This window comes from Streptomyces sp. NPDC001843 (assembly GCF_042891955.1).
GTDB lineage: Bacteria > Actinomycetota > Actinomycetes > Streptomycetales > Streptomycetaceae > Streptomyces.
In genome coordinates this window covers 18,550-44,032 of the sequence record NZ_JBIATQ010000005.1, presented here as the reverse complement: position 1 = coordinate 44,032, position 25,483 = coordinate 18,550, and the positions used below count along the sequence as shown (strand labels likewise).

The following is a 25,483-nucleotide window of genomic DNA, read 5'->3' as shown; positions in this document are numbered from 1 at the left end:
GTGACGGCCGGTGCGAAGCCATACTGAGGCGCTCCGCCGGTAAGGCTCAGATGGTATTTCCCCCGACCGGCGACTTCGAGCATGATGTGCGAAGTCCACGTGTTGACATGGGGGTTCCGACTGTGGAAATCAACGTTCTCGGCCCACTTTTCCTCTCGCAGGAGAGCAAGCGCTACACGATGGCCTCGCAGCGGGCGAGCGTGGTGCTGACGATGCTTGCGCTGTCCCCGGGAGTGCCGGTCACCGCCGACCAGCTGGTGGACGAACTGTGGGCGGAGCAGCCCATGGCCAACGCGCGCAACGCGCTGCAGGCCAATGTCCGCAGGTTGCGCAAGCTGCTCGAGTCGGTGGCGGGGAAGAGCGGGAGCGAACTGCTGCGAACCGTGAGCAACGGGTACGTTCTCGACGCGCCGGCGGGCACGGTGGACGCGCATCGCTTCCTGGACCTGGCGGACGCCGGTGCCGGACTGGCCCAGCGCGATCCCGTACGCGCCATCGACACGCTGGAGGCCGCACTGGGCCTGTGGCGCGGTCCCGCACTGCTGGACACCTGCGACGGGATGCGCTGCCGGATCCAGGCAGCCCACCTCGAAGAACGCCGTATCACCGCCTACGAGGACCTGACCGCGGCCAAGCTGACCGTCGACGCGGCGCGGGTGTCCGTTTCCGAGCTGAGGCAGCTGGCCGTCGAGCACTCCGGCCGGGAGAGACTGAGCGAACTGCTGATGCTGGCGCTCTACCGGGACGGCCGCCAGGCCGAGGCCCTGGAGGTCTTCCACGGGGCACGCCGCCGCCTCGCCGGCGATCTCGGACTGGAGCCCGGACGCGCCCTCCACCATGCCTACCAGGCGATCCTCCGGCAGGACGAGACACTCGGTGAGCCGCGCCGCGCACTGCTCCACTCCGCCCTGGCGATGGGATGAGCCACCACCGCCGCACAGGCACGGGAAACGCCGTGCCGGACATCCCCTCGTAGCCCCCGCCCGCCCCCTGCCCATCGGACCTTCCTCGGCCTCTTTGGTCCTTCCCCGGGACCCGCGGGAATGATATGGACGGAGTCCCTCCCCCCTGTTAGCGTGGCGACGGACCCGGGCCTTTTGCCGGGGCGAACGTCCGGAGGGGCCGGCCGTGAGCGGGGGGATACGTGAACGTCGAGTTACGGCACGCCAGAATCGTGACGGTCATCGATCGCAACGGAAGCATTTCCAAGGCTGCGGTCGAACTGAATCTGCCGCAGTCGAGCCTCACCGCACAATTACGCCGCATCGAAAAGGCGATCGGCGGCGAACTGTTCGTCAGGACCCGTTCCGGAGTGATCCCCACCCGCCTGGGTGAGCGGCTGATACCCATGCTCGCCGGCCTGGTACGGCAGGCCGATCTGATAATTGCCGAAGCAACCGCCCACGCATCCGACGTCTTCCGTTTCGGGAATACCGAATGGACGCCTCCTTCTCTTCGCACGGTCCTGCAGGGCGCATTGCCCGTCGCCGAGGTGCAGACCGAGACGCTCGACCCTGAATCCGCCGTCGAGGCGGTCCGCAACGGCGGGCTCGACGCGGCGCTGGTGACCAGCATGGCTCCGGTGGCGCCGGCCGAAGTCCTCGAACTTCCCCTGGCCAAGACGGTGGTGGTGCGGGAGCCGGTCTGGCTGGCGGTACCGCCGCGGCATCCCTTGGCCGACCGGAGCGTCGTGGGCATGCGGGATCTGGCCGGGCTGAGCTGGGTCCGCTACGCACGCGACCACTGGTTCCACCCCATCGAAAAGCATCTGTTCACCAGGTTCGCGGGCAACGACCCCGAGGTGCTGCACTACGTCGACGGCCACCACGAGGCGATGAACTGGGTGCGGGACGCCGGCGCGGCCGCGTTGACCACACCGACGGGCGCGACCAGCGAGGTGTCCCTGGTGCCGGTCCGGGGCACGGAGAGCACCGAGCTGCTGCTGGTGTGGCGCGGTGACTCGCTCGCCGGTGGCATGCTGCGCAGCCTGGTGGAGACGGTGCGCCGCTACTACTGCGAGTACGCCCGGACGATTCCCAGGTACTGGTCCTGGGTCGTCGAACATCCCGAGGACTTCGCCGAGTTGCGTCCCTTCCTGCCGGCCGCCACCTGAGGGACGTCATGGCGCGGCCGGCGCACCGGCCGGACCGGCGCGCAGGGCGAACCGGACCGGCAACAGCGTGGCCGCGACGGTCAGGGTGCCGACGGAGCCCACGATCGCGAGGTAGATCCACAGCGGGCCGCCGGGGATCCAGGAGCCGTCGAGGGCCAGGCCGAAGGGTGCCAGCGTCGCGGCGGCCACCACGGACCCCAGCACGGTGCCCATCACGCCCACCATCAGCGCCTCGACCGTCATCATCAGCAAGACCTGCCCGGTCGTCGCACCCACGAGGCGTTGCAGCGCGAACTCCCCCCGCCGCTCGGCCGCGGCCACCACGAGGGTGTTGACCAGGGATATCACCGCGTAGCCGATGATGGTCGCGGCGAGCAGGTAATTGATCCAGGCGCCGGTCGAGGTGTCCTCGGCCGCGACGTGCGCCTCGGCGGGGCCGGCCACGCGCAGCCCCGGGTGGGTGTGGCCGAGTGTGCGCAGCGACTCCCGCAGCCGGCCTGCGGACACGCCTTCGTCCGCGGAGACGAGCAGTTGGGGGACGAGCCCGGTCGTGGAGTGCCTCAGCACCAGGTCGGCGGGCAGGAAGGCGGTCCCGGCCCCGGCGTCGGACTCGTAGGAGGCGACGACCTTCACCGTCACCCTGGCGCCGTCGCCGAGTACCACCGCGACGGTGTCGCCCACGCCCTGCCCCGCCTCGTCGGCGAGCGAGGCCGGCAGCGCGATCGTGTCGCCGCGCAGCCGGGCGAAGGAACCGCGCACCGCGGTGACGTCCAGGGTGGAGCCGATGCCCCGCGCGGTCACACCCCGCACGGCCAGCTCGGTGCTGTCGGGGTCCTCACCCTGGTCCTCCCGGGCGACTGTGCCGCCCCGGGAAGCCGGTTCCACGACGAAGGCACCGCCGGGGACGTAGGCGGAGACGCCCCGCACGCCCGGGAGGGCGGCGACCCTGTCGAGCAGGTCCGGGGAGAACCCGCCGGTGGATGAACTCATCACGGCATCGGCTCGGTTGACCGGCGAGGCCGCGTCCCGGGCCGCCTCGTCCTGGGTGACCTGCAGATAGACCAGCGCGGTGGCCAGGCCGGTGGCCAGCATGACCGGAGTGACCGCGCCGGCCGTCCTGACTCGCCGGGCGCGGACACTGTCCGAGGCCAGGCGGCCCGCGAGGCCGGACAGCAGGCGGAGCGGCGGCCGCAGGACGGCGGTGAGCACGCGCGTCAGCCCGGGGCAGACCAGCGCGATCCCGGAGGCCCACAGCATGGCGGACGGCCCGGCGGTGCTGGAGGCGACCGAGCCGTGCATCACGGTCGCGGTGACCACGGCGAGGGCGACGGCGCCGACGAAGCAGAGCAGTGCGCACACCAGGCGGGGCACGCTCAGCCAGTGGCGTTGCAGCGCCGCCTCGGCGAGGGCGGTGGCGGGCCGGACCAGAGCGGCGCGGCGGGAGGCGATGAAGGCCGCGGCCACGGCTGCGAGCAGCGCGGCTCCGGCGGCGGCGACCAGGGGGATCCATCCCGCGCGATAGGCGACCTCGGGGGCCACCACACCCCCGTCGGCGAACCGTTCCAGCAGCAGCCGGCCGGCGGCGCGGCCGGGCACCAGGGCGAGAGCGGTCGCCAGGACGCCGACCAGCAGTGTCTCGGCCACCACCATGCGCCGGATCTGTCCGGGCAGCGATCCGACCGCCCGCAGCAGCGCCATCTCTCGCATGCGCTGCTGAACCAGCACGGCGAGGGTGGAACCGACGACGAACACCACGACCATGACGGCGATCCCACCGAACACGGCGGACATGGAGACCAGCCGCGTCGCACCGTCCAGCACCTGGGGGAACTCAGCGGTGCCGCGATCGTCGCCGGTCACCGCTCGGGCGCCGGTGTCCTTCAGCGCCGGGGCGACCGCCCGCTTCAACTCCTCGGCACCGGTGCCGGGTTCGGGGAACACGGCGACGGCGTCGATCCGCCCGCCCGCACCGAGCAGACGTGCGGCCTCCGTGTCGGTGAAGTACACCGCTGTGCCGGTCCCGGCCGTGGACCGTACGACACCGCTCACCCGTACCGACTCGGTGGCGCCGGCCACCACGAGGCGCAGCCGGTCGCCGGTCCTCAGGCCGAGCCGGCCGGCGAGCCGGGCGTCGAGGGCCGTCTCGTCCGCCCGGCTCGGTGCGGCGCCCTCGGCGAGCGGGGCGCCGGTGATCCTGGCGGAGGACCAGCCGTATCCCGTCAGCCCGTCGCCGCCGGCCGCGGCCCGGTCGCCGTCGAGCGCCGTCGCCGGGAACGACATGTCGGGCAGGGCTCGTGCGACTCCGGGCAGCGCCGCGATCCGCTGCACGAGGGAGGAGGGGATCCGGGCACGCTCCGGCAGTACCTCGCCGTCGTACGTCTGGTCGCCGGTGACCACGACGGGGGCGGCGGCGAACCGCTGGGGAGGCGAGGCGGCACGGATGCCGGTCTCCATGAGGCCCCCGCAGGCCGCGACGATCACGGCACCGAAGAACAGGGCGACGAATGAGGCGAGGAAGCCCACTTTGCGGAACCTCAGGGTCCGCAGAGCCAAGCCGAGCATCAGACGGTTCCTCCGGTGCGTCGGGCGCCGAGGCGCTCGCCCCACGCGCCGAGATGGGTCATGCGTTCGGCGATCGTGTCGGCGGAGGCGGCGTGCAGTTCGTCGACGATCCGCCCGTCGGCGAGGAAGACGACGCGGTCGGCGTGGGAGGCGGCGACGGGATCGTGCGTGACGACGACGACGGTCCGGCCTCCGTCGCGCACCGCCGCGCGCAGCAGCCGCAGCACCTCGAGCGCGGTGCGGGTGTCCAGCGCGCCGGTGGGTTCGTCGCCGAAGACGACGGCCGGGTCGGTGATCAGGGCGCGGGCGATGGCGACGCGCTGTCGCTGGCCTCCGGAGAGTTCGTCCGGCCGGTGCCGGAGCCGGTCGCCGAGGCCGACCTGTTCCAGTACCCGTGCGACCCTGCCGCGTTCGGGTCTGCGGCCGGCCAGGCGCAGCGGCAGGGTGATGTTGTCCTCCACGGTCAGCGCGGGCAGCAGGTTGTAGGACTGGAACACGAAGCCGATGCGCTCGCGGCGCAGCTTCGTGAGCTTGCGTTCACCCATGCCGGAGAGTTCCAGGCCGTCCAGGGTGACCGATCCGGAGGTCGGCCGGTCCAGGCCGGCGGCACACTGCAGCAACGTGGTCTTGCCGGATCCGGACGGTCCCATCACTGCGGTGAAGGTGCCACGGCGGAAACCGATCGACACGTCGTCGAGCGCGACCAGCCCGGTGCGCTCGGTGCCGTAGTTCCGGCGCACCCTGCTCAGCACGACGACGTCGTCGGCGCCGCGCGGCGGTGTGCTGTTCATGAATCGGTCTCCCTGGTCGCGGTGGTGGCGGTCGTCGGCCGGTCGTTCCTGTGTGCGTTCATCCCTCGTCGACGCTGCGCAGCAGGAACTCGACGGCACACAGGCGGTCGGTCATCTCCCTGAGCTCCCCGTGCAGCGACTCCTGCCGGGCCACGGCCTCCTCGGCCAGCAGGCGGTAGCCGGCCATGGCAGCGGCGTCCGTGCGGTGCCGCTGGAGGGTGAAGTAGGCGACTGTGCTCATGCTGATGCCGAGGACCACGATCAGGACGATGAGGATGGCGATGAGCCCGCCGCTCATGTCGTCAGCTCCCTTCGACTCGGGTCGGTGCCTGGGTGGCCGAGCCGCGGAGCCGGTCCGCGACTGGGCGGTGCCGGGCACAGCCGGATGTCGACGGGCGCACCCCACGCCTGCCGGCCGAGCGCCGCGACGGCGAGCACGGCGCGCGGGCCGGCCAGCGGAGCGGCGACGGCCGGCATCGCGGGTTGCGCCCCGTCGGCCGGGCAGTGGAGCGGCTTCAGCCGGTGCACGGGTGCGTACGGAGGCGGCCAGCGCCGCGGCAGCGGTCCGGGGCGCTCCAGGCCGCCCGCGGCGAGGCCGGTGCCGTAGGCCTTGCCCATGGCCTCCTTGTGCGTCCACAGCCAGAAGAACGCCAGGTCGCGCTCTTGATCGGGCTGTGCGCGCAGCCAGTCGGCCTCGGCGTCGCAGTACCACCGGTCGGCCAGGCGCTGCGCGGGCAACGGCCGTGGCACCTCCACGTCGACCCCCACGGGTCCCAGATCCGTGAGCGCCAGCGCGGCGACCCCCCGGCCGTGGCTGAGACTCACCCGTACGCCCTCCCCCAGCCCGCTCAGCAGGGGGCGACCGTCGGGATCGTGCCCCAGGCGGAGTCCGCCCGGCGCCAGCCCGAACACGTGCGTCGCCGCGGTCAGGAGCGCGGCGCGGGACGCGGTGTCGTCCAGTCCCGGCGTGGGAGTGACGACGACCGTGATCCGGCGGGGTGCGAGGCGGGGGTTCAAGCCTTCTCCAGGCGGACGAACGAGCGCGAAGGGGTCGGTCGATCACCTTGACGCGGGCCGGCCGTCGGCGGCCAGGTGTTTCAGTCAGCGCCGAATATCGCAGGACACGGGCCCAGGCCCGGCCCGCCCCCGATGACGAAGCTCGTCGGCGGCGCGAGTCAGCCGTGCGTCAGTTCCGTGTCAGCGCCGCCGAGAAGACTCCCGTCCATCCACTCCGCCACATCACTTGGAGGCGAAATGCCCAGCACGGTCGCCATCACCGCCGAACAGCGCGCCCAGATCAAGGAGATCGTCTGCGAGATCCTCGAGATCGAGCCCGCCGAGGTGACGGACACCAGTCTCTTCAAGGAGGACCACAACGCCGACTCGCTGGGGGCGATCGAGATCCTCTCGTCCCTGGAACGCACCTTCCAGATCGAGATCGACCAGACGGATCTCGTCCGGATGGTGAATCTGGACGGCGTGGTCGACGTCGTCCAGGACGGCCTGTCCAAGTAGCCGCCCGGCACGGATGCCGACAGAGGGGACACCGATGATCAGCGAGCACAGGCGAACGCACCGGGTCGTCGTCACCGGCCTGGGGACGGTGACCAGCATCGGCACCTCGGCCACCGAGTTCCTGTCCGGGCTGCGCACCGGCCGCAGCGGCGTCAAGCCGATCACGGCCTTCGACACGACCGGATACGCGTACGCCAACGGCTGTGAGATCGAGGGCTTCGACCCGTCGGAGTGGATCGAACGCATCGATCCCGGGGAACTGGGCCGGGCCGGTCAGTTCTCCGTGGCCGCGGCCCGGATGGCCGTGTCCGACGCAGCCATGGGCCTGGAAGAGCTCCGTTCCCGCCGTGTGCTCGTCTCCGTCGGCACCACCGACGGCGAGTCGCACGACCTCGACGGCCTGATGGCGAGCCAACTCGACCACGGTCCGGAGCGGTTGGACCCGGTCGTGGCTCGCCGCTCCGCCGCAGGACTGCTCTCCAGCAGCATCGTGCGGGAACTGGAGCTGCACGATGTGGAGGCGGTCACCATTCCCACCGCCTGCGCCGCGGGCAACTACGCCATCGGATCGGGCTTCGACGCCATCCGGTCCGGCGAGGTCGACGTCGCCCTGTCCGGCGGGGCCGACGCGGTGTGCCGCAAGACCTTCACCGGATTCTACCGGCTCGGCACCATCGCGCCCGAGGTGTGCCAGCCCTTCGACGTCGACCGCAAGGGCATTCTCACCGGGGAAGGGGCGGGCATCCTCTTCATGGAAAGTCTGGAATCGGCCCTGGCCCGCGACGCCCGTATCTACGCCGAGATCCTGGGCTACGGCCTCAACTGCGATGCCCACCACCCGGTCGCCCCGGACCAGGACAGTCTCGCCGCCTGTATCGGACTGGCCCACCGCAACGCCGGGGTGAAGCCCGAGGACATCGACTTCATCTCGGCGCACGGCACCGGGACCAAGGCCAACGACGTCACGGAGGCCGGGGCCATCCGCCAGGTGTTCGCCGAGCCGCCGCCGACCGTCTCCATCAAGTCCATGCTCGGCCACACCATGGGCGCCGCCAGCGCCCTCGCCTCAGCCGCCTGCGCCCTGGCCATCACGGAAGGGTTCATCCCGCCCACCATCAACCACCGGGAGACGGACCCGGGCTGCGCGGTGGACCCGGTGCCCAACGAGGCGCGCACCGCCGACGTACGGATCGTGCAGAACAACGCGCTGGCCTTCGCCGGCAACAACGCCGTGGTGATTCTCGGCAGGTACGAGGGCAGGCACGGGGACAAGCACGAAGGCACGTCCGAACAGGACCCGGCCGCATGACAGCCGTGGCACCGCGGCTGCGCCGGCCCGCGACGCAGGACGGCCCGTTGCGGGTCCTGCTGCTGCACGGGCTGGGTGGCAAGCCCTCGGTCTGGGACCCGTTTGCGGCCCGGGCCGACGCGCGGCTGGAACTGTGGGACGTGGAACTGCCCTGGCGGGCCATGGCCGGCAGCGAGAGCTGGGGCTCGCTGCCCCAGCCGGCCCAGTACCTCGTCGACCTGCTCCGGCAGCCGTACGACGCGGTGGTGGCACACTCCTACGCCGCCAACCTGCTCACCGAGGCCGGTGCCGCGGGGTGGATCGAGCCCCGGCCCACCGTTCTGATCAGCCCCTTCTACCGGTCCAGCCCGCAGGACTTCGACTGGTCGGTGATCTCGTACTACCTCAACGACTTCCACCGTGTCTTCGAGGAGGCCCTCGAGGTCGGCGGGACCGGACGGTTCGCCAAGGCGCACCGGGACTGGATGGCCCTGCGGCTGCGCGACCAGATCGGTCCCTACGGCTGGATGCGGTTCTTCGAGTCGTATCTGCGCACGCCCTTCCTGGACCTCGCCGCCGTCCGCTCCCCGCTGCTGGTCCTGTCCGGTGAGCAGGACATCGCGGCGCGGCCGCAGGACGGCCGCACGCTCGCCGCGGCCGTCCCGGGAGCCCGGTTCGAAATGCTCGACGGGTGCCGGCACTTCCCCATGGTGGAGGCGCCCGACCTCGTCACCAGCCTGGTGTGCGACTTCCTCGCCGCAGGCCCCCGTCCGGCGCGGCATGCCGCCGCCCCTCGTTCCCGACTGGAGATGTCATGAGCGTCAGCACCGCCGCCGCCACGGACCGTACGACCCGGCTGCGGATACGGCCCCGCTACGAAGGTTCCAACATCTGCACCTGGATCGGCTTCAAGCACGTCAACTACATGGTGGAGGAGGCCGTCTACGACCACCTCAGGCAGCGTGGCTACCCGGCCGGGGAACTGTACGAGCGCTACGGCCTCGGTGTCGATGTCACCGACATCGACACCAAGATCCTCACCGCCTTCCACATCGACGACGTCGCCACCGCCGAGGTCCGGCCCGCACCCGACAAGGGCGACGGACTGCGCCTCACCGTCGAGATGCTGGTGGAGCGCGGCGGTGAATCCGTGAAGGCAGTCGTGTCGAAGGTCGCCGTGCAGCTGCGTTTCGACCCACGCGGCCACGAGGCCGAGGAGCCGCCCGCCGAGCTCGCCGGGTTCGTCGTCGACCGGCTCGGCGCCGGTGCCGAACCGATCCCGGTGCAGCCGGGGACGGACCCGCTGGAGCAGCTGACCGCCGGCCGCAACGCTTTCGGCTGGGCCTGGCGGATGCCGTACTTCTACTGCCACTTCACCGAGCGCGTGCAGATGTCGGGGTACTTGCGGCAGATGGAGGAGGTCGTCGACCTCTTCCTGGAGGACCGCGGGGTTTCGATCAAGACCCTGCTCGACGAGCAGGACTGGATCCCGGTCGTTCCGCACTCCCGGATCACCGTCCTCGACGAGGCCAGGATGGAGGAGACGCTCTACACCGTCTTCACCGTCGAGAACATCTTCAAGCGCTTCACCTACACGGCGCGCATGGACACGTACGTGCTGCGGGACGGTGTGCTCGTGCCCACCACCACGGGCCGTATCACCCACGGGTGGGCCGTCATCGAGAACCGCGCCGACTGGAGCCTGGTCGACTTCGACGACCGTCTGATCAATGCGCTCAGCGGCAAGGCGGGCAAGGCGGTCGGCCGGGGGACGGCATGACCGCCGCGGGCACCCTGGCCCGCGCGACCGGGCCCACGTCCTCGGCCGCGCCCGCGGACGAACTCGTGTTCTCCGCCTGGTCCGCCGTGTCGCCGTACGGGGTGGGATCCGCCGCGTACGGCGCGGGGATCGGGGCGGCCACGAGCGCGCTCACCGAGGTCGACCACGAGATGTACCCCGGCCCCTACGAACGGGCCGGTCTCGTACCGGACTTCACCGCTGCCGGGGCGCTTGGCAAGAAGGGCACCCGCACCATGGACCGGGTGACCGCGCTCGCCGTGTCCACGTTCGGACAACTGCTGGAGGACTGCGGTCCCCCTCTCGTCGAGCGTCCGGAACGCGTCGCCCTGGTGCTGGGCACCGGCTCCGGAAGCGTCCAGAGCATCATGGACTTCACCCGGGACTCCCTGACGGGGGAGCGTCCGTATCTCGTCGACCCGGCCCGCTTCCCCAATACCGTGATGAACCGCGCGGCGGGCCAGAGCGCGATCTGGCACGGCATCAAGGGCCCCAACACCACCATCGCGGGCGGCTGGCTGACCGGCCTGCTCGTTCTCGGTTACGCCGCCCGGCTGTACCGGGGCGGACACTGTGAGCGTGTGCTGTGCGGGGCCGCCGAGGAGTACTCGGTGCAGCGGGCGTGGCTGGAGTGGCACGCCGCCGACGGCGGCCCGCGTCCGCCGCTCGGCGAGGGCGGGACGGCCTGGCTCCTGGAACCCGCCGCCGCCGCGACGGCGGCGGGCCGCACCCCGCTCGCCCGGCTGCTGGGCACCCGCTTCCGCGCCTACCACCGGCCGGAGGACGCGGGCGAGGCACTGACGCGGTGCGTGCGCGCACTGCTGGACGATGCCGGAGCGGACGGTGCACGCGTCCGCTTCGTCGTGCCCCTCGGCACCGAGGGCGAGGAGGACGCTGTCCGGCAGGCCCTGCCCGTCGGCGCCTCGCCCGAATGGATCCGGTGCAGGCCGCTCCTCGGCGACACCTCCGCCGCCGCGACCGGCTTCCAGACGGCGGCGGTGCTCGCCCTGGCCGGTGAGGGACGGCTGCCGGCCGGAGCGATCGCCCTGGTGACCGGAATCGACCGGGACGGCACGGTCGGCTGCGCACTGCTGAGCGGATGAGGAGGACGACCATGTTACTCGAAGAGGCTCGCGACCCGGCGAAGTCCCGCCCGCAGACGGCGGACGGCCCGCCGGAGGCCGCGTCCGCCGAGGAGGTCGTGCGCGGAAGGGTCAGCGTGCCCCCCGACGACCCGTTCCTCGCGGGCCACTACCCCGGCTTTCCGCTGGTGCCGGGCTTCAGTCTCGTGCAGTACGTGTACGACCTGGCCGCCGGCGCGGGGGCGCCCCGCGACCACCCCGTGGTGGTGCAGAAGGCGCGTTTCCTCAGCCCGGTACGGCCGGGCGAGGAACTGGTCATCGAGGCACGGATCGAGCGGTCCGAGGGCGGCGTCCGGGCGGTCGCGTCCGTGAGCGCGGACGCCCGCCCCGCCGCCGAGATCTCCCTCCACTACCCGCAGGAGAGTGCGTGAACACGACAGCCCGCGTCACGTCGGTCATCCCGCACCGCCCTCCGGCGCTGCTGGTGGACCGCGTGGCGGAGGTGGAACCGGGGCGGCGGCTCGTCGCCCACCAGGCGGTCGGCGTCGCCGGGCCCGGTTTCCCTGGCCGCGACGAGCGGGCGGCACGCGACGAACGGTCTTACCCGATCGGCCTGTTGCTGGAGTCCTGGGCCCAGGCCGCGGTGCTGCTGGCGTGCTGGGAGCGGCCCAACCCGGACGTGCTGGCGGGAAACGTCGCTCTGCTGGCCGGGGTGCGCGACGCGCGCGCGATGGCCCCCGTGCTCCCGGGCTCGCTCCTCGTCCACGAGGTCCGCATGGTCCGGGACCTCGGCGACACCGTCATCACGGCCGGCACCAGCAGCGTGAACGGCCGGGCGGTCCTGAGCGTCGGGCAGCTCACGCTCGCGCTGCGCCCGGCAGCCGCCCTGGCCCCGGCGGCCGGGACAGCCGAAACGACGACCGAGAAGAGGGCATGATGTCCGCAGACAACCCCCGCGTCGCGCTGGTCACGGGAGGCTCACGAGGCATCGGCCGCAGCGTGGTCCAGCGGCTCGCCGCCGACGGTTTCGACGTGGCCTTCTGCTACCGCTCGCGCGAGGAGGAGGCGCAGGCCGTGGCCAAGGAGGCCGAGGCCGCCGGCGCGGCCGTGCTGGCCCGCCGGGTCGACGTGTCCGACCAGTACGACGCCGAGGAGTTCGTACGCGAGACCGAGCGCGAACTCGGGCCCGTCCACGCCGTGGTCTCCTCGGCCGGCATCGTCCGGGACAACCCGTTGATCATGATGAACGGACAGTCCTGGCAGGAGGTGCTGCGCGTCAACCTCGACGGCACCTACCACATCTGCCGCGCGGCGGTGTTCGCGATGCTCAAGCGCAAGGCAGGCACCGTGGTCACCATGTCCTCGGTCGCCGGCGTGTACGGCAACGCCACGCAGACGAACTACTCGGCGTCCAAGGCCGGCATCATCGGCTTCTCCAAGTCCTTGGCCAAGGAAGTGGCGCCGCGGGGCATCCGCGTCAACACCGTGGCCCCGGGGTTCATCGAGACCGACATGACGGCGGCGCTCGGCGAGGACGCCGGCGAGAAGCTGGCCGAGCGCATCCCGCTGGGCCGGTTCGGCCGCGCCGAGGAGGTCGCCGACCTGGTGTCGTTCCTGGTGTCGGAGCGGGCGTCGTACATCACCGGGCAGGTCTTCGGAGTCGACGGCGGCCTGGTGATATGACATGGCGGCCGACAAGACCCCGAGGTTCTACTTCTCGCTGCGCAGTCCTTACTCCTGGCTCGCCTACCGCGAACTGCTGGAGAGTCATCCGGACATCGCCGCCGCCATCGAGTGGCGGCCCTTCTTCGAGCCGGACCCGACCAGCGAACGGATGCTCTCCGAGGCCGGCGGCACCTTCCCGTACACGCCCATGTCCCGCGCCAAGCACCTCTACGTCCTCCAGGACGTCGGGCGCATCGCCAAGTCCCGGGGGCTCCGGCTGACCTGGCCGGTGGACCGGGCGCCGGTGTGGGAGGTCCCGCACCTGGCCTATCTCGTCGCGCTGCGCGAGGGGCGCGGGCCGCAGTACATCGCGGCCGCCTACCGAGCTCGCTGGGAGCAGGGGCAGGACATCTGCGACCGCGGTGTCGTCGCCGGCATCGCGACCGAGATCGGCCTCGACGCGGCGGAGTCGGCCCGCGCGGCCGACGACCCGGAGCTGCGTCGCGCGGGGGTCCGGCTGCTGCTGGACATCTGCGCGGACGACGTATTCGGCGTGCCGTACTTCGTGCACGGCCACAGCCGTTTCTGGGGGCTGGACCGGCTCCCCGACTTCATCACCCACCTGAGGGAGCGCAAGGCCCCCGCCCACGGTATGCCGGAACCGGCCACCGCGGCGGTCGGCCTCGGCCCCCGATCCACCGACGGCGGCCACGCCGGAGGCTGCGGCTGACCTGGAGGACCAGTCTCATGAGAACCAGTCGTACGAATACCGGCGGCGGCCGCCGGGCCGTCCTGGCCGCCCTCACCCTGATGGCCACCACCCTCGCCCCGCTGCCGGCCGCCTACGGCCTCGCCCGCGAGGCCGCCTGCACCTGGCGTGCGGCCCTGCTGCCGGTACCGGCGGATCTGAACGGCGGCGCGGAGATCACAGCCGCGGACAGCGCGGGAGGGTACGCCGGCGACGGCGAGTTCATGATGCCGTGGGGCGGGTCGTCGACCACGGCCCTGCGCTGGAAGGACGGCAAGGTCACCGAGTTCACAGCTCCCACGGATCTGTACGACCCCACCGTGACGGGCGTCAACCGCGACGGGACCGTGGTCGGTGACGGGAACGACCTCGGGGACAGCCACGCCTTCCGCTCCCGCGGCGGCACGTTGGAACGGCTGCCCGAACCGGCCGGGGCCTACCAGTCCTGGGCCACCGGCATCAACGACAACGGTGACATCGTCGGGCACGTGGGCAGGAAGACCACGCAGGGCGGCGTGACCTACCCGGTCTACCAGGCGGTGATCTGGCCGGCCTCCGCGCCCGGCACCGTCGTTCCCCTCTCCGGCGGCCTGCCCGCCACCGGTCAGACCCAGGCGGCCGGCATCGACCAGGACGGAACGGTGGCCGTCGCGTACACCACCAAGGCCACGGATTGGTTCAAAGCCACGGCGCTGTACCTCTGGCGGAACGGCGGCGCCCGGAAGCCGGCCCTGCCGTCGGGCACGGCGGGGTTCGAGGCCACCGGGATCGCGGGCGGGCGGGTGGCGGGTGTCACGTACACGTCGGCCACTTCGGAGGAGCAAGGCGTGCTCTGGGACCAGAACGGCACTCCGCTCCGCCCGACGAACAGCCTGCACGTCAACTCGGTGAACCGTTCGGGGCAGTCCGTCGGCAGGACGAAGGGCGGTTACGGCGTCTGGCAGCTCGGCCAACAGGTCACCACCATGCCGGGGACCCTCGCTCTGACCGTCTCCGCGGACGACGGTGCCGTCGCCGGCTGGAGCCGGCCCGATCCGGGCGGCGACAACCTGCCGACGGTGTGGCGTTGCGGCTGACCGGTTGCGCGTCGGGAGGGAGGTACCGGTGGTGAGCGTGCTGGACGAGATCATCAAGGGCGTGGGCGCCGATCTGGACGAGAGGCGACGCCGGGTGCCCCTGCGGGAGTTGCAGGACCGTGCGGCGGCAGCGCGGCCGGCGCGGGACTGTGTGGCGCTGCTGCGTGGAAAGGGCGGCACGGGGGTGATCGCCGAGGTGAAACGGGCCAGCCCGTCCCGTGGTGCGCTCGCCGCGATCCCCGCCCCGGCCTCCCTCGCGGCCGCGTACGAGGCGGGCGGCGCCCGCGCGGTCAGCGTGCTGACGGAACGGCACAGGTTCGGCGGCACGCTCGCGGACCTGGACGCGGTACGCACCCGCGTGGACGTGCCCGTGCTGCGCAAGGACTTCGTCCTGGACGCCTACCAGTTGTGGGAGGCCCGCGCCCATGGCGCGGACCTCGCACTGCTGATCGTCGCCGCGCTCGACCAGCTGCTGCTGGCCGACCTCGTCGCCCAGGCCGTCGCGATCGGCCTCACACCGCTGGTCGAGGTCCACGACGCGTACGAGGCGGAGCGGGCGGTGGCCGCGGGCGCTCGGGTGATCGGCGTCAACGCCCGTGATCTGCGCACGCTGAAGGTGGACCGGACGACGTTCGCACGCGTCGCACCGCACCTGCCCGGGGACGTCGTGAAGATCGCCGAGTCGGGCGTTCGCGGTCCCCGGGATGTCGCGGAGTACGCCGCGCGGGGAGCGGACGTGGTCCTGGTCGGCGAGTGCCTGGTGACCAGCGGCGACCCGCGCCGGGCGGTCGAGACCCTGACCGCCGCGGGCCGCCGCGGGGTGACGCCGGATCCGGTGGCGTCCCGCCGAGTGGGGTGACCATGCCCTGCGGTGCGCGCGGCCGTGCTCAGCGCCGTCGGGGAGGACACCGGTCGGCTCGCGCGGCTGTCCGCGCCGCTCTCGGATGCCCTGCCGCGCCATGACCGCGGCCCCGGTGGCCGGTGGCCGAGCCGGGCCGAAGCCTGGCGGGGCCGCCGGCGTGTCGCCTGGGGGAACGGAATCCCACCCGGCCCGGCCGTCGCCGTCAGTCCCGCGCCGCGCGCTTGGTGGTGATCGTCGCCCAGCGGTCCAAAGTGGCGGCCGCCGCGCCGGAGTCGATCGCGTCGGCGGCGCGCTCCACGCCCGTGGCGAGGCGCTCGGCGACCGGTCGCGTGGACGGCTCCAGAGCGGCCAGGCCGGCTGCCGTCGACAGCAGCACCGCGTCCCGCACGGGCCCGCGCGCCCCGGCGAGGACGTCGAGGGCGACCCGTGCGTTGCGGACACGGTCGCCGCCCCGCAGGGCACCGGGGGCCGCCGTCGGGATGCCGATGTCCCGCGGGTCGAACCGCTCCGTCCGCACCTCACCGTCGTACACCGACCAGATCGTGGAGGTCGTGGTGACCGTCAGTTCGTCCATCCCGTCATCGCCCCGGAAGACCAGCGCCGACACGCCCCGGCGGGCCAGGACGCCGGCGAGCAGGGGGGCGAGCCGCGGGTCGGCGACGCCCACGGCCTGGGCGGCGGGCGCGGCCGGATTCACCAACGGCCCCAGCGCGTTGAAAACCGTGCGGATGCCGAGCTCCCTGCGCGGCTGGGCCGCGTGCCGCAGCGCGGGATGGAACAGCGGGGCGAAGCAGAAGGTGATGCCGGTCTCCTCGGCCACATCCACGAGCTCGGCCGGCGCGAGTTCCAGCGCGACTCCCAGCTCCTCCAGCACGTCGGCGGAGCCGCAGGCCGAGGAGGCCGACCGGTTGCCGTGCTTGACCACCAGGGCCCCCGTGCCGGCCGCCACGATCGCCGACATCGTGGAGATGTTGACGCTGTCCGACCCGTCTCCGCCAGTGCCCACGATGTCCAGTGCGGCTCCCGGGACGTCCAGGCGCACCGCGTGCCGGTACATGGCACGCACCAGACCCTCGATCTCCTCGACCGTCTCGCCCTTGGCCCGCAGCGCCACCATCAGCCCGGCCAGCCGCACGGGCCCGGCCGTGCCCGACATGACGTGGTCCATCGCCCACTCGGTGTCGGCTGCGGAAAGACTCCGGCCCTTCAGTAACGCATCCAGTAGATCCGGCCAGGTACGAATCAATGGTTCGGCGCTCATGAAATTCTCCTCAGCCCGGAATCCGGAAGGCTTTTCGGGTTTCAGTCTGCTGGCCTTAGGGCGGTCGTTCCAGACCACTGGCCACCGAGGAATACGGTCCAATTCACGGAAGGTCCGAATCTAGGGAGGTAAGGGCCGTGGCGCTGCACATGTCCGTCGAGATCGTCAGGGATTCCGAGTTTTCTCTGACGGCCCAGATACAGCGATTCATCAAGAGGGAGATATCCGAGGGAACCCTGCACCCGGGCACCCGTCTCCCCTCCAGCCGAGCCCTGGCCGACGACCTCGACGTCTCGCGCAGCGTCGTGGTCGAGGCCTACGGGCAACTCGTCGCCGAGGGATACCTGGAGGCCACCCGGGGCGCCGGCACCCGGGTGGTGCCGCATCTGAGCGGGCCGGCCGTCGTACCCGCGCTGCTGGACACCGGCCGTGTGCTCGCGACCCGCTGGGACCTGCGCACCGGGGGCCGCAACCTGCCCGCCTTCCCGCGCCGCGAATGGCTCTCCTGCTACCAGCGCGTCCTCCACTCGGCCTCGCCCGCGGACCACGACTACCCGCCGCTGGCGGGAGAGCCGGCCCTGCGCACCCAGCTCGCCCACTACCTGGGCAGGTCACGCGGGGTGCGCGCGCACCCCGACCTGATCATGGTGGTCGCCGGTTTCGGGCAGGCGCTCGGCCTGCTCTGCACCGTGCTGCCGCGCCACGGCATGGACCGGCTCGCCATCGAGGACCCGGCCCACCCGGGGCAGCGCCGGTTCCTCCGGGAAAGCGGACTGCGGCCGGTGCCGGTGCCGGTCGACGAGGAGGGCATCGACGTGGAGGCGCTGGCCGCGACCGGCGCGCGGGCGGTCCTGGTCACGCCCACTCACCAATTCCCGACCGGGACCACCCTGTCGGCGCGGCGCCGCGAGAAGCTGATCCGCTGGGCCCGGGCCGTCGACGGCTGGGTGATCGAGGACGACTACGACGGCGGCTTGTGGTACGAGCACAGTCCCCGCCCGCTCGCGCTGCAACGCCTCGCCCCCGACCGCGTCGTCTACGCCGGAACGGCCAGCAAGACGCTCGCGCCCGGCCTGCGCCTGGGCTGGCTGGCCGTGCCGGGCGACCTCATGGACCCGCTGTTGCGCGGCCGCGCCCGCCACGATCTGGGCACCGAGACACTCACCCAGCTGGCCTTCGCCGAACTTCTGCACAGCGGGATGTTCGACCGCCATCTGCGCCGTCTCAACGCCCACTGCCGAAGCCGCCGCGAGGCACTGGAGGAGGCGGTCCGCCGCCATCTGCCGGGCGCGGAGGTCATCGGCCGGGCCGCAGGTCACCACGCCTACGTCCGGCTGCCCCGGCACGTCGACGAGGCGGCGCTGGTGGACGCCGCGCTCGACCGGTCGGTGCTGGTACGCGGAGGAGCGCCCTACCACGCCCGCCCGTCACGGGACGCACCCGCGCTGGTGGTCGGACACGCGCACCTGCCGCGATCGGGCGTGGCCGAGGCCATCCGGGAGATCAGTGCGGCCGCCCGCCGGTGAACCCGCCCCTTCCGGGCACCCCTCCCGGCTCCCAGGTGGCGCTCCGGGAGAGGAAGTTGTCCAACATCGTCAGCCCCCCTGTCGTCATGATGCTCTCCGGGTGGAACTGCACGCCTTCGACCGGCAGGGTGCGGTGGCGCAGCCCCATCACATAGCCGTGGTCGACGGCGACCGCGGTGACGGTCAGCTCCTCGGGCAGCGGCTGCGACACGACCAGCGAGTGGTAGCGCGTGGCCTCCAGGGTGTGGCCGAGGCCCTGGAAGATCCCCGCGCCGTCGTGCCGCACCGCGCTGGTCCGGCCGTGCATCACCTGCCCCGCCACCTCGACGCGGCCGCCGAAGGCCAGCGCGATGGCCTGGTGCCCGAGGCACACGCCGAGCAGCGGCACCCGGCCGGCGAAGCGGTGGACCAGCTCGACGTGCCCGGACTCCAAGGGGTGGCCCGGCCCGGGGCCGAGCACCACCGCGTCGGGGCGGCGGGCCACGAGGTCGTCGGGGGTGCGGGTGAGCGACCGTACGACCTCGGTGTGCGCCCCGAGCGTGCGCAGGTACTGGTCGATGATGTGGACGAAGCTGTCGTAGGCGTCGATCAGCAGGACCTTCATGTCCGTCGTCTCCCTGGTGTCCTGGAGGTGTTCACGCCGCCAGCTCGTCACCCGTGAGCGCCCAGTAGGCGGCCCCCATCTTCGCCAGGGTCTCCCGCCATTCGGCCTCCGGATCGGACTGTGCCACCAGGCCCGCCGAGCTCTGCGTGGAATAGACGCCGCCGTCGCACTCGATGGTGCGGATGCACAGCGCCAGTTCGCTCCAGCCGCGCACGTCCACCAGGCCCACGGCACCGGCGTAGGCTCCGCGCCGTTCCCGCTCCAGCCCGTCGATGATCTCCATGGCGCGTACCTTGGGGGCGCCGGTCATGGTGCCGGCCGGGAAGGTCGCCCGTACCGCCTGCCACGGGCCGACCCCGGTCTCCAGCTCCCCAGTGACGGTGGAGACGAGATGGAACACATGGGAGAACGTCTCCACCGCCATCAGCCGTTCGACCGGCTGGACACTCGGGCGGCACACCCGGCCGATGTCGTTGCGGCACAGGTCGACCAGCATGATGTGTTCGGCCTGTTCCTTCTCGCTCTCCCGCAGCTCCTTCACGCGCCGCTGGTTCTCCTCGTCGTCCTGGCAGCGGCGGGCCGTACCCGCGATGGGCCGCATCATGATCTTTTCGCCCTCGATCCGGAAGAACAGCTCCGGGCTGGCGCCGATCAGCCTGCTTCCGGCCCGGGGCAGGAGATACATGTGCGGCGAAGGGTTCCGGCCGCGCAGCCGGCGGTAGACGTCGACGGGTCCCAGGGCGGTGCGCACGTCGATGCGGTGGCCGATCTGGATCTGGTAGATGTCGCCGACCCTGATGTGCTCCAGGCACCGCCCGGCCCACTCCAGGAAGGTCGCCCGGCTGACGCTGTCGCGGATCTCGTCGGGCACCGGTGCCGCGCGTACGGTGGACAGCGGCCCGCCCTCGGGAAGCTGGGCCGCCGCCCACGCCTCCACCGCGATGTCCAGATGTGCGGGCCGCGCGGGGAACGCCGCGCTCTCCGCACTGAGCCGGCGCACCCCGTCCGGCCCGTACCGGACGGTGTCCCGGAACAGGGTCAGGGTGACGTCGGGGCCGTGCGGCTGCTTGCTCCGGGGCGGCAGATCCTCCATGTGCCACGCGGACTCGTAGGCGAACGACGTCAGGAAACCGAAGGTGTAAGCCGTCGGGGGCAACTCGGTGTCGAGCACGAACAGCCGCTGGGCCCTGGCCGCCAGGTCCCACAGTTGGGCGGAGCCGGTCAGCCGCAGCCGGTGCGCGGCTCGCCCGGCGGACGGGGCCGCCCGCAGGCCGAGCTCCTCGGCAGCCGCGACCAGAGCCCGTACCACCCGTGGGACGCCGTCGATCTCGACGTGGCCCTCGAATCCGCGGATCTCCGCGAGCCGGCCCGCCCCCACGACGGCCGAACGCCGCTGCTCCGGCCCGGCCCCGCTGAGGTCCTCGAAGAGGAAGACCTCCTCGGGCCCCAGTGCCTCGCACAGGCCGGTGTAGAGATCGAGCGGGTCGTGCGACGGCAGCTCGTCGGCAACGACGCGCACGCCGATGGATTCCTTTCCCGTCATGGTGAACTCCCGTTGAATTCCGAAACCGGCCTTCGGGCCCGGTCGGGCCATTCTCTTTCCGTCAGAAAACAACGTCGGGACCGGGCGTGCCAGACCAATTCCCGTGCGCGGATACGGACCACTTCCGAATGCCTTGACCCGGGGCCGCCCCATGGAGTGAGCTGTTCGAAGTTCTCACCCGCCTACTGAAAAGGCGACGACGAAACGCAGGGGAAGGGAGCCGCACCATGGACAGTGAACCCGGAGAATCCTGGCGGGCGCGTTTCGCCGCCCAGCAACCTGAATGGCCCGACGGGCGGGAGGTGAGCTCCGTGGCACGGTGGCTGGCCGATGCACCGCCGCTGGTCCTCGCAGCCGAGTGCGACCGGCTGCGCCGCAGGATGGCTGCGGTGGCCCGGGGCGAGGCCATCCTCCTACAGGGCGGCGACTGCGCGGAGACCTTCGCAGCCGCGACCTCCCAGGGGGTGCGCGGCAAGCTCAGGACGCTGCTGCAGATGGCCGTCGTCCTCACCCACGCCACGGCGCTGCCGGTCGTCAAGATGGGCCGGATGGCCGGCCAGTACGCCAAGCCGCGTTCAAGCCCCGAGGAGCGACAGGACGGCCGTACCCTCCCGTCCTATCGTGGTGACGCGGTCAACGGAGCCGAGTTCACCGCGCAGGCCCGCAGGCCCGACCCGTGGCGGATGCGGCGGATGTACGAGGCGTCCGCGACGACCCTCAACCTGGTCCGCGCGCTCACCACGGGAGGCTTCGCCGACCTGCGCCAGGTGCACGCGTGGAACCAGGGATTCGTCGCCGGTTCAGCGGCCGGCCGGCGCTACGAGCGGCTCGCGGACGAGATCGACCGCACGCTCGCCTTCATGCAGGCGTGCGGGGCCGACCTGGGCGAACTGACGAGCGCGGAGTTCTTCGTCGGCCACGAGGGCCTGCTCCTCGACTACGAGGCGGCCCTCACGCGGGTGGATCCGGGCAGCGGCCGCTCCTACGCCACCAGTGGCCATCTGCTGTGGATCGGCGAGCGGACCCGGGACCTGGACGGCGCACACGTCGAGTACTTCTCCCGCATCGCCAATCCCATCGCCGTCAAACTCGGTCCCACCACCACGCCCGACACCGTGCTCGGCCTCATCGACCGTCTCGATCCCGCCCGTGAACCCGGCCGGCTGACACTGGTGGTCCGCGCCGGCGCCGACCGCGTCCGCGACGTGCTGCCCACCCTGGTGGAGAAGGTGACCGCCGAAGGGGCTCAGGTCTGCTGGGTCAGCGATCCCATGCACGGCAACACCTTCACCGCGCCGAGCGGCCACAAGACGCGCCGCTTCGACGCGATCCTCGACGAGGTCCGCGGCTTCGTGGAAGTGCACCAGGCGCTGGGTACCCACCCCGGTGGGGTCCACGTCGAACTCACCGGCGACGACGTCACCGAGTGCGTGGGAGGCGGCAACGAAGTGCGCACCGAGGACCTGCCCCACCGCTACGAGACGGCCTGTGACCCGCGGCTCAACCACACCCAGTCCCTCGACCTCGCCTTCCTCCTCGCCGAGATGTACCGGGAGCGCTCCGCGTCCTGCTACCCCCGGCAGTCGTCCCTGAGCACGTCGAACGGCGGGCTCGAGGCCAGGTAGAAGTGGTCGCCGGGCACCGTCCGCATCCGGAAGGCCCCTCGGGTCGACACCTGCCAGGCAGCCGCCTGCGCCGGGGTCACCCGGGGGTCGGCCTCCCCGACCAGCGCGGTGACGGGGCAGGACAGGGGTGCACGGTCCGGCTGCACGTACGCGCCCAGCATGGCGAAGTCGGCGGTGACGACGGGCAGCATCAACTCGCGGAAGCCGGGGTCGTCCAGCAGTTCCGGTGCGGTGCCGCCCAGTTCGGTCAGTGTTCTGCGGACGGCTTCCGCACCGGTCGGCGCGGCGGGCCGTGGCAACTGCGGCGCCCGCGCGCCCGACACGAAGAGACGGTCCACCGCGGTACCGTGGTGCTCCAGGTCCGCGCCCGTCTCGTAGGCCACGAGCGCGCCCATGCTGTGCCCGAAGAGGGCGATGCACCGGCCGTCGTCCGACGCCTGTATCTCCTGGGCGATCTGACGTGCCATCAGGCACAGGTCGCGGGCCCACTCCTCGCCGAAGCGCTCGCCGCGTCCCGGGTAACAAACGGTGTGCACTTCGACATCGGCCAGTGCCCCGCTCCAGTCGCGGAAGAACAGCGGCGAGCCGCCGGCGTGCGGGAAGCAAAACAGCCGCACCGGGGCCCACGCGCGTGGTCGGGTACAACGGGTCCAGAGCATGGGGCTCCCCTCAGTACAGCGCGGCGACGCAGGCGCGGGACAGTGCGTGCAGGCTGGACACCATGGTCTGCGCGGGCAGCCCGGCGTGCCGGTGCGCGAGAGGGAGTTCCGTGCAGGCGGCCAGCACCGGAAGGGACCGCCGCCGCCACAGAGACTCCACGGCGTCCCGGAACATGCCGGACGCGGCGTCGCTCCGCCCGGCCTTCACCTGGACGGCGGCCTCGTGGACGAGTTCCTGCTCCGCCTCATCCGGGACGTGCAGCGGATACCCGCGCACGGCCGCCCGTTTCTGGTAGAGGCCGCTGGCCACGGTTCCGGTGGTGGCGGTGAGCCAGCCGCCTTCGGGACTCACCCGTGCCGCCTCGTCCAGGGTGGCGTCGACGATGTCGACGACCGGGGCGGGGAGTTCGGAGGCGATGTCGTCGAGCAGCGCGTGGGCGGTGTTGCAGGGAATCGCCAGCAGGTCGGCCCCCCAGCCGGCCAGCGTGAAGAGATCTTCGCGTATGCGCAGTGCCGCCTCGGTGTCGTCGCCGAGGATCGCGGCCGTACGGTCGGGGATGCCGGGGTCGGAGAGCATGACGATCCTGGGATGCTCCTGGTCCCGGGCGGCCGGCACGTCGGCGGCCAGCAGCCGGAGGAATTCCGCCGTCGCCGCGGGCCCCATGCCGCCGAGCACGCCCAGTGTCCTGTCCGGGGGCCGGGTCGTCGCCGCAGTCATGGGTCGATGCTGGCCCGGCCCGCTGACAGGGCGCTGACGTGCGACTGACGGCCTGTCGGTGCGACCACCGCCAGGCCGTCGGGGAGTGCGGACAGCCCTCGGCCGAACCGGGGGTTTGCCCCATGGTGGCGCGGTTGGCGTTGCGATAGCGTCAAGACCTGTTGGGCCTCGAGCGCCCTTGACCAGCACTTACTTCAGGCCTGTTCAGGCAACTCTCCAGACTGGGGGACTTTCATGCGTCACCAACTTCGCGGCCTCGGGATCTTCGCGGCGGCCGGGCTCACTCTCGGCGGACTCGCCGCGTGCGGTCTGGTGAAAGGCAAGACCTTCGAGGACGACAGCACACTGTCGGGGAAGATCACCTCGGTACGGCTGGAGAACGGCTCGGGGGGTGTCACCGTCAATGGCACCGAAGGCGGCGAGAAGCTGTCCTTACACCGCGAGGTCGAGTACCGGGGCGACAAGCCCGACGGCGCCACACACCGGATCGAGGACGGCGTTCTCGTCCTCGACGGCTGCGGCAGCCACTGCTCGGTCAACTACACCGTCGACGTGCCGGCCGGCGTCCCGGTCAGCGGTGACGTGTCCAGCGGCGCGATCCACCTGTCCAAGGTCGGCTCGGTGAAGGTGACGACCAGTTCCGGCCGCGTCGAGATGAACGGGGTGTCGGGAACGGTCGAGGTGAAGACCTCAAACGGCCGGATCACCGGCGAGGGCATCAAGGGCACACGGATCAAGGCCCAGACCTCCAACGGAGCGATCAACCTGACGCCGACCACGCCGCTGAACGTGCAGGCCAAGACGTCCAACGGCGACATCACGCTGACGATGCCCCAGGCCGGCTACCACGTGACAGCGGATACGCACAACGGTGACAAGAACATCGACGTGACCAACGACCCGTCGGGTCGGTACGAGCTGGGACTGCAGACCAGCAACGGCGACATCACCGTCAAGAACTCCTGACCCACGCCCCTCAGCGCCTGACCCGGGGCCGCGCTCGGCCGGCCGCGGGAGGGCACCGGTGAGCGATCAGGGATCAGCGGGGTGTCAGCCCGCTGTCAGCGCCTCGGACGAGTCTTGAGTGGCTCCGACCACTCAAGGAGGCCCGGCGCATGACCTCGCTAGAAGCGGTGTCGAGTTACCTGCCACCCACCATTTCCGTCGAAGAGCTGCGCCAACCGCTGGGACTGACGGACCAGCAGGTGCGCAGGTTCACCAGGCTCTACGGCCTGGAGCGGATCTGCCAGGCGCCCGACCAGTCCGAGGCCGAGCTGCTGCTGGCGGCGGCCGGGAAGCTGGAGGCCCTCGCGGGTCAGGAAGACCGTGTGCGCTACGTGGTGCGCGCCAAGGGGCTGCGCACCACAGCGCCGTATCCCGTCAGCCCCCTCCAGCAGGTGCGCGAGGCGCTCGGCCTGCGCCACGCGACCGCGTTCTCCGTGGCCGACCACGGCTGCGCCACCGGACTGCTCGCCCTCGACGTGGCCGGCACCCTGCTGGACGCCGACCCCGACCCCGACGCGCTCGCGCTGGTGCTGGCCGGCGACAAGACGTTCACCCCGTTCTCCCAGTGGGTCGAGGACGTCTCCATCATGGGCGAGGGCATGACAGCCCTGCTCGTCAGCGCGAACGGCCCCCGGGACCGGGTGCTCGGCTACGAGGCCCGCATCATCGGCCGCGACGACGGCGTGATCGACCTGGACCCCGAGGGGGCCAGGGAGGCCAAGCGCATCTACCAGGACGTCATGTCCGAGGTCATCCACGGCGCGCTCGACGCCGCCGGACTCGGCATCGCCGACCTCGACCTCGTACTGCCGCACAACGTCAACCGCGTCTCGTGGACCGTCGCGGCGAGCCACCTGGGCATCCCCCGGGAGCGCATCTTTCTGGACAACATCGCGAAGACCGGACACTGCTTCTGTGCCGACCCCTTCGTCAACTACCAGTCCGCACGCGAACTCGGCCTGCTCGGGCCCGGAGACACCTATCTGATGACCTCCGCGGGACTGGGCCAGTCGTTCGCCGCGACGGTGCTCCAACACTGACA

Annotated in this window: 26 protein-coding genes; 17 read left to right on the top strand and 9 right to left on the bottom strand. The window is 71.7% G+C overall.

Annotated elements, in window-relative coordinates:
• The first annotated feature begins 122 nt into the window (after nt 1-122).
• Together ACFYZQ_RS14395 and ACFYZQ_RS14390 are read left to right on the top strand one after the other, a co-directional pair.
• Nucleotides 123-923 carry a BTAD domain-containing putative transcriptional regulator gene (locus ACFYZQ_RS14395; RefSeq protein ID WP_389146370.1) on the top strand — a complete coding sequence of 267 codons (801 nt, stop codon included), beginning with the start codon at nt 123-125 and terminating at the stop codon, nt 921-923.
• Between the two features lie 221 nt (nt 924-1,144).
• Nucleotides 1,145-2,113 carry a LysR family transcriptional regulator gene (locus ACFYZQ_RS14390; RefSeq protein ID WP_389146367.1) on the top strand — a complete coding sequence of 323 codons (969 nt, stop codon included), beginning with the start codon at nt 1,145-1,147 and terminating at the stop codon, nt 2,111-2,113.
• Nucleotides 2,114-2,119: 6 nt separating this feature from the next.
• Here ACFYZQ_RS14390 and ACFYZQ_RS14385 read toward each other — a convergent pair whose 3' ends face one another.
• The 4 genes from ACFYZQ_RS14385 to ACFYZQ_RS14370 are packed head-to-tail and all read right to left on the bottom strand — an operon-like array spanning nt 2,120 to nt 6,483.
• Complete coding sequence (locus tag ACFYZQ_RS14385) at nt 2,120-4,675, bottom strand: FtsX-like permease family protein (protein ID WP_389146364.1); 2,556 nt, start codon at nt 4,673-4,675, stop codon at nt 2,120-2,122.
• Nucleotides 4,675-5,466, bottom strand: a complete 792-nt coding sequence (locus ACFYZQ_RS14380) for an ABC transporter ATP-binding protein (RefSeq protein WP_389146361.1) — start codon at nt 5,464-5,466, stop codon at nt 4,675-4,677. The genes ACFYZQ_RS14385 and ACFYZQ_RS14380 overlap by 1 nt, the downstream gene beginning before the upstream one ends.
• Before the next feature lie 58 nt (nt 5,467-5,524).
• Nucleotides 5,525-5,764, bottom strand: coding sequence for a hypothetical protein (locus ACFYZQ_RS14375; protein ID WP_389146358.1), 240 nt, complete (start codon nt 5,762-5,764; stop codon nt 5,525-5,527).
• Nucleotides 5,761-6,483 carry a 4'-phosphopantetheinyl transferase family protein gene (locus ACFYZQ_RS14370; RefSeq protein ID WP_389146355.1) on the bottom strand — a complete coding sequence of 241 codons (723 nt, stop codon included), beginning with the start codon at nt 6,481-6,483 and terminating at the stop codon, nt 5,761-5,763. Before ACFYZQ_RS14370 ends, ACFYZQ_RS14375 begins: the two co-directional genes overlap by 4 nt.
• Nucleotides 6,484-6,720: 237 nt before the next feature.
• Between ACFYZQ_RS14370 and ACFYZQ_RS14365 the strand changes: the two genes are divergently transcribed.
• The 11 genes from ACFYZQ_RS14365 to trpC are packed head-to-tail and all read left to right on the top strand — an operon-like array spanning nt 6,721 to nt 15,497.
• Nucleotides 6,721-6,981: an acyl carrier protein gene (locus tag ACFYZQ_RS14365; protein WP_389146352.1), complete on the top strand. Its 261-nt coding sequence runs from the start codon at nt 6,721-6,723 to the stop codon at nt 6,979-6,981.
• A 34-nt stretch (nt 6,982-7,015) separates the two neighbouring features.
• Nucleotides 7,016-8,290, top strand: coding sequence for a beta-ketoacyl-[acyl-carrier-protein] synthase family protein (locus tag ACFYZQ_RS14360; protein ID WP_389146349.1), 1,275 nt, complete (start codon nt 7,016-7,018; stop codon nt 8,288-8,290).
• Nucleotides 8,287-9,087 carry an alpha/beta fold hydrolase gene (locus ACFYZQ_RS14355; RefSeq protein ID WP_389146346.1) on the top strand — a complete coding sequence of 267 codons (801 nt, stop codon included), beginning with the start codon at nt 8,287-8,289 and terminating at the stop codon, nt 9,085-9,087. The genes ACFYZQ_RS14360 and ACFYZQ_RS14355 overlap by 4 nt, the downstream gene beginning before the upstream one ends.
• A complete protein-coding gene (locus ACFYZQ_RS14350; RefSeq protein WP_389146343.1) occupies nt 9,084-10,049 on the top strand; it encodes a hypothetical protein in 966 nt (321 codons plus the stop codon). Before ACFYZQ_RS14355 ends, ACFYZQ_RS14350 begins: the two co-directional genes overlap by 4 nt.
• Nucleotides 10,046-11,170 carry a beta-ketoacyl synthase N-terminal-like domain-containing protein gene (locus ACFYZQ_RS14345; protein WP_389146341.1) on the top strand — a complete coding sequence of 375 codons (1,125 nt, stop codon included), beginning with the start codon at nt 10,046-10,048 and terminating at the stop codon, nt 11,168-11,170. The genes ACFYZQ_RS14350 and ACFYZQ_RS14345 overlap by 4 nt, the downstream gene beginning before the upstream one ends.
• 11 nt (nt 11,171-11,181) lie before the next feature.
• Complete coding sequence (locus ACFYZQ_RS14340; protein ID WP_389146339.1) at nt 11,182-11,580, top strand: 3-hydroxyacyl-ACP dehydratase FabZ family protein; 399 nt, start codon at nt 11,182-11,184, stop codon at nt 11,578-11,580.
• Nucleotides 11,577-12,086, top strand: coding sequence for a 3-hydroxyacyl-ACP dehydratase FabZ family protein (locus ACFYZQ_RS14335; protein WP_389146337.1), 510 nt, complete (start codon nt 11,577-11,579; stop codon nt 12,084-12,086). Before ACFYZQ_RS14340 ends, ACFYZQ_RS14335 begins: the two co-directional genes overlap by 4 nt.
• A complete protein-coding gene (fabG, locus tag ACFYZQ_RS14330) occupies nt 12,083-12,832 on the top strand; it encodes a 3-oxoacyl-[acyl-carrier-protein] reductase (RefSeq protein WP_389146336.1) in 750 nt (249 codons plus the stop codon). The genes ACFYZQ_RS14335 and fabG overlap by 4 nt, the downstream gene beginning before the upstream one ends.
• A gap of 1 nt (nt 12,833) precedes the next feature.
• A complete protein-coding gene (locus ACFYZQ_RS14325) occupies nt 12,834-13,544 on the top strand; it encodes a 2-hydroxychromene-2-carboxylate isomerase (protein ID WP_389146334.1) in 711 nt (236 codons plus the stop codon).
• Between the two features lie 17 nt (nt 13,545-13,561).
• The gene (locus ACFYZQ_RS14320) at nt 13,562-14,638 is read left to right on the top strand and encodes a hypothetical protein (protein ID WP_389146332.1); all 1,077 of its coding nucleotides are present in this window, start codon (nt 13,562-13,564) and stop codon (nt 14,636-14,638) included.
• Nucleotides 14,639-14,669: 31 nt separating this feature from the next.
• Nucleotides 14,670-15,497 (top strand): indole-3-glycerol phosphate synthase TrpC, encoded by an 828-nt coding sequence (gene trpC / locus ACFYZQ_RS14315; protein WP_389146329.1) that lies wholly within the window; start codon nt 14,670-14,672, stop codon nt 15,495-15,497.
• 205 nt (nt 15,498-15,702) lie between these two features.
• On the opposite strand, the gene trpD is transcribed toward trpC, so the two are convergent.
• Nucleotides 15,703-16,761 carry an anthranilate phosphoribosyltransferase gene (trpD, locus tag ACFYZQ_RS14310; protein WP_389146326.1) on the bottom strand — a complete coding sequence of 353 codons (1,059 nt, stop codon included), beginning with the start codon at nt 16,759-16,761 and terminating at the stop codon, nt 15,703-15,705.
• 137 nt (nt 16,762-16,898) lie between these two features.
• On the opposite strand from trpD, the gene ACFYZQ_RS14305 reads away from it, so the two are divergent.
• Entirely contained in the window at nt 16,899-18,287 is a 1,389-nt protein-coding gene (locus ACFYZQ_RS14305) for a PLP-dependent aminotransferase family protein (protein WP_389146323.1), read from the top strand.
• On the opposite strand, the gene ACFYZQ_RS14300 is transcribed toward ACFYZQ_RS14305, so the two are convergent.
• Nucleotides 18,265-18,891, bottom strand: a complete 627-nt coding sequence (locus ACFYZQ_RS14300; RefSeq protein ID WP_389146320.1) for an anthranilate synthase component II — start codon at nt 18,889-18,891, stop codon at nt 18,265-18,267. The genes ACFYZQ_RS14305 and ACFYZQ_RS14300 overlap by 23 nt on opposite strands.
• 31 nt (nt 18,892-18,922) lie before the next feature.
• Nucleotides 18,923-20,434, bottom strand: coding sequence for an anthranilate synthase component I family protein (locus ACFYZQ_RS14295; RefSeq protein ID WP_389146317.1), 1,512 nt, complete (start codon nt 20,432-20,434; stop codon nt 18,923-18,925).
• Between the two features lie 227 nt (nt 20,435-20,661).
• Between ACFYZQ_RS14295 and ACFYZQ_RS14290 the strand changes: the two genes are divergently transcribed.
• On the top strand, nt 20,662-22,059 hold the full coding sequence (locus tag ACFYZQ_RS14290; protein WP_389146314.1) for a class II 3-deoxy-7-phosphoheptulonate synthase: 1,398 nt from the start codon (nt 20,662-20,664) through the stop codon (nt 22,057-22,059).
• On the opposite strand, the gene ACFYZQ_RS14285 is transcribed toward ACFYZQ_RS14290, so the two are convergent.
• Together ACFYZQ_RS14285 and ACFYZQ_RS14280 are read right to left on the bottom strand one after the other, a co-directional pair.
• Complete coding sequence (locus ACFYZQ_RS14285) at nt 22,005-22,676, bottom strand: thioesterase II family protein (RefSeq protein WP_389146312.1); 672 nt, start codon at nt 22,674-22,676, stop codon at nt 22,005-22,007. The genes ACFYZQ_RS14290 and ACFYZQ_RS14285 overlap by 55 nt on opposite strands.
• Nucleotides 22,677-22,728: 52 nt before the next feature.
• Nucleotides 22,729-23,436 (bottom strand): aspartate/glutamate racemase family protein, encoded by a 708-nt coding sequence (locus ACFYZQ_RS14280; RefSeq protein WP_389146309.1) that lies wholly within the window; start codon nt 23,434-23,436, stop codon nt 22,729-22,731.
• A gap of 234 nt (nt 23,437-23,670) precedes the next feature.
• On the opposite strand from ACFYZQ_RS14280, the gene ACFYZQ_RS14275 reads away from it, so the two are divergent.
• Complete coding sequence (locus ACFYZQ_RS14275) at nt 23,671-24,402, top strand: DUF4097 domain-containing protein (protein ID WP_389146306.1); 732 nt, start codon at nt 23,671-23,673, stop codon at nt 24,400-24,402.
• A gap of 149 nt (nt 24,403-24,551) precedes the next feature.
• Nucleotides 24,552-25,481: a 3-oxoacyl-[acyl-carrier-protein] synthase III C-terminal domain-containing protein gene (locus tag ACFYZQ_RS14270; protein ID WP_389146303.1), complete on the top strand. Its 930-nt coding sequence runs from the start codon at nt 24,552-24,554 to the stop codon at nt 25,479-25,481.
• Nucleotides 25,482-25,483 lie beyond the last annotated feature (2 nt).

Bases quoted from the DNA above. Each gene is read 5' to 3' on its own strand.
- ACFYZQ_RS14385 (WP_389146364.1), bottom strand. From the start codon at position 4,675: ATGCTCGGCTTGGCTCTGCGGACCCTGAGGTTCCGCAAAGTGGGCTTC.
- ACFYZQ_RS14380 (WP_389146361.1), bottom strand. From the start codon at position 5,466: ATGAACAGCACACCGCCGCGCGGCGCCGACGACGTCGTCGTGCTGAGC.
- ACFYZQ_RS14375 (WP_389146358.1), bottom strand. From the start codon at position 5,764: ATGAGCGGCGGGCTCATCGCCATCCTCATCGTCCTGATCGTGGTCCTC.
- ACFYZQ_RS14365 (WP_389146352.1), top strand. From the start codon at position 6,721: ATGCCCAGCACGGTCGCCATCACCGCCGAACAGCGCGCCCAGATCAAG.
- ACFYZQ_RS14360 (WP_389146349.1), top strand. From the start codon at position 7,016: ATGATCAGCGAGCACAGGCGAACGCACCGGGTCGTCGTCACCGGCCTG.
- ACFYZQ_RS14355 (WP_389146346.1), top strand. From the start codon at position 8,287: ATGACAGCCGTGGCACCGCGGCTGCGCCGGCCCGCGACGCAGGACGGC.
- ACFYZQ_RS14350 (WP_389146343.1), top strand. From the start codon at position 9,084: ATGAGCGTCAGCACCGCCGCCGCCACGGACCGTACGACCCGGCTGCGG.
- ACFYZQ_RS14345 (WP_389146341.1), top strand. From the start codon at position 10,046: ATGACCGCCGCGGGCACCCTGGCCCGCGCGACCGGGCCCACGTCCTCG.
- ACFYZQ_RS14340 (WP_389146339.1), top strand. From the start codon at position 11,182: ATGTTACTCGAAGAGGCTCGCGACCCGGCGAAGTCCCGCCCGCAGACG.
- fabG (WP_389146336.1), top strand. From the start codon at position 12,083: ATGATGTCCGCAGACAACCCCCGCGTCGCGCTGGTCACGGGAGGCTCA.
- ACFYZQ_RS14325 (WP_389146334.1), top strand. From the start codon at position 12,834: ATGGCGGCCGACAAGACCCCGAGGTTCTACTTCTCGCTGCGCAGTCCT.
- ACFYZQ_RS14320 (WP_389146332.1), top strand. From the start codon at position 13,562: ATGAGAACCAGTCGTACGAATACCGGCGGCGGCCGCCGGGCCGTCCTG.
- trpD (WP_389146326.1), bottom strand. From the start codon at position 16,761: ATGAGCGCCGAACCATTGATTCGTACCTGGCCGGATCTACTGGATGCG.
- ACFYZQ_RS14300 (WP_389146320.1), bottom strand. From the start codon at position 18,891: ATGAAGGTCCTGCTGATCGACGCCTACGACAGCTTCGTCCACATCATC.
- ACFYZQ_RS14295 (WP_389146317.1), bottom strand. From the start codon at position 20,434: ATGACGGGAAAGGAATCCATCGGCGTGCGCGTCGTTGCCGACGAGCTG.
- ACFYZQ_RS14290 (WP_389146314.1), top strand. From the start codon at position 20,662: ATGGACAGTGAACCCGGAGAATCCTGGCGGGCGCGTTTCGCCGCCCAG.
- ACFYZQ_RS14280 (WP_389146309.1), bottom strand. From the start codon at position 23,436: ATGACTGCGGCGACGACCCGGCCCCCGGACAGGACACTGGGCGTGCTC.
- ACFYZQ_RS14275 (WP_389146306.1), top strand. From the start codon at position 23,671: ATGCGTCACCAACTTCGCGGCCTCGGGATCTTCGCGGCGGCCGGGCTC.
- ACFYZQ_RS14270 (WP_389146303.1), top strand. From the start codon at position 24,552: ATGACCTCGCTAGAAGCGGTGTCGAGTTACCTGCCACCCACCATTTCC.